The following is a 1,080-nucleotide window of genomic DNA, read 5'->3' as shown; positions in this document are numbered from 1 at the left end:
AAAAGTCGCACTCAAATTTAGCGACTAAGAAATGTTACCATATGTTTTAAAATATGTCAACTATTCTTTAGTAATGGTGGAGCCTAGCGGGATCGAACCGCTGACCTCCTGCGTGCAAGGCAGGCGCTCTCCCAGCTGAGCTAAGGCCCCGTGATTGTTTAATGGTCGGGAAGACAGGATTTGAACCTGCGGCCCCTTGGTCCCAAACCAAGTGCTCTACCAAGCTGAGCTACTTCCCGTATATATGGCGCGCCCGAGAGGAGTCGAACCCCTAACCTTTTGATCCGTAGTCAAACGCTCTATCCAATTGAGCTACGGGCGCAAGATGGTGCCGAGGACCGGAATCGAACCGGTACGGTAGTAACCTACCGCAGGATTTTAAGTCCTGTGCGTCTGCCAGTTCCGCCACCCCGGCAAGGGTTGGAGCGGAAGACGGGATTCGAACCCGCGACCCCCACCTTGGCAAGGTGGTGTTCTACCACTGAACTACTTCCGCTCGTTTTTAATCATATATAAAGTGCGGGTGAAGGGACTTGAACCCCCACGTCCGAAGACACTAGATCCTAAGTCTAGCGCGTCTGCCAATTCCGCCACACCCGCGCATTAAAATGGTGAGCCATACAGGATTCGAACCTGTGACCCTCTGATTAAAAGTCAGATGCTCTACCGACTGAGCTAATGGCTCGCAATGTGTTTCGACTTTATATTCGAATTAAAAAATGGTGCCGGCCAGAGGACTTGAACCCCCAACCTACTGATTACAAGTCAGTTGCTCTACCAATTGAGCTAGGCCGGCTGGATGGTGGAGGATGCAGGACTTGAACCTGCGACCCCCTGCTTGTAAGGCAGGTGCTCTCCCAACTGAGCTAATCCTCCGTCTAATATGCCTGGCAACGTCCTACTCTCGCAGAGACAAAGTCTCAACTACCATCGGCGCTGGAAAGCTTAACTGCTGTGTTCGGTATGGGAACAGGTGTGACCTCTCCGCCTTCATTACCAGACATTAAAGTATGTAATTTTTAAGGACAAGTTATATTATATGCATTTCCTTCGGAAAATGCAAGTCTTTTTTTAAACTTA

The 1,080-nt window shown here is 49.7% G+C and carries 9 tRNA genes and 1 rRNA gene; all 10 read right to left on the bottom strand.

Going from position 1 to position 1,080, the window contains the following annotated elements:
* Positions 1-74: 74 nt before the first annotated feature.
* Positions 75-150 (bottom strand) — tRNA-Ala (locus tag WKU33_RS18960).
* A 12-nt stretch (positions 151-162) separates the two neighbouring features.
* A tRNA-Pro gene (locus WKU33_RS18955) sits at positions 163-239 on the bottom strand.
* A 6-nt stretch (positions 240-245) separates the two neighbouring features.
* Positions 246-322 (bottom strand) — tRNA-Arg (locus WKU33_RS18950).
* 4 nt (positions 323-326) lie between these two features.
* Positions 327-415: transfer RNA gene (locus tag WKU33_RS18945), tRNA-Leu, on the bottom strand.
* A gap of 6 nt (positions 416-421) precedes the next feature.
* Positions 422-496, bottom strand: a tRNA-Gly gene (locus WKU33_RS18940).
* Between the two features lie 22 nt (positions 497-518).
* Positions 519-600: transfer RNA gene (locus tag WKU33_RS18935), tRNA-Leu, on the bottom strand.
* Positions 601-609: 9 nt separating this feature from the next.
* Positions 610-685 (bottom strand) — tRNA-Lys (locus tag WKU33_RS18930).
* A 35-nt stretch (positions 686-720) separates the two neighbouring features.
* Positions 721-796, bottom strand: a tRNA-Thr gene (locus tag WKU33_RS18925).
* 4 nt (positions 797-800) lie between these two features.
* Positions 801-876, bottom strand: a tRNA-Val gene (locus tag WKU33_RS18920).
* Between the two features lie 9 nt (positions 877-885).
* Positions 886-1,001, bottom strand: a 5S ribosomal RNA gene (rrf, locus tag WKU33_RS18915).
* Positions 1,002-1,080 lie beyond the last annotated feature (79 nt).

It is taken from the genome of Oceanobacillus sp. HCA-5259 (genome assembly GCF_037892815.1).
Classification (GTDB): Bacteria; Bacillota; Bacilli; order Bacillales; family Amphibacillaceae; genus Oceanobacillus; species Oceanobacillus indicireducens.
Note: the sequence above shows the minus strand (reverse complement) of the source record. Positions and strands in the feature narration are given on the sequence as shown.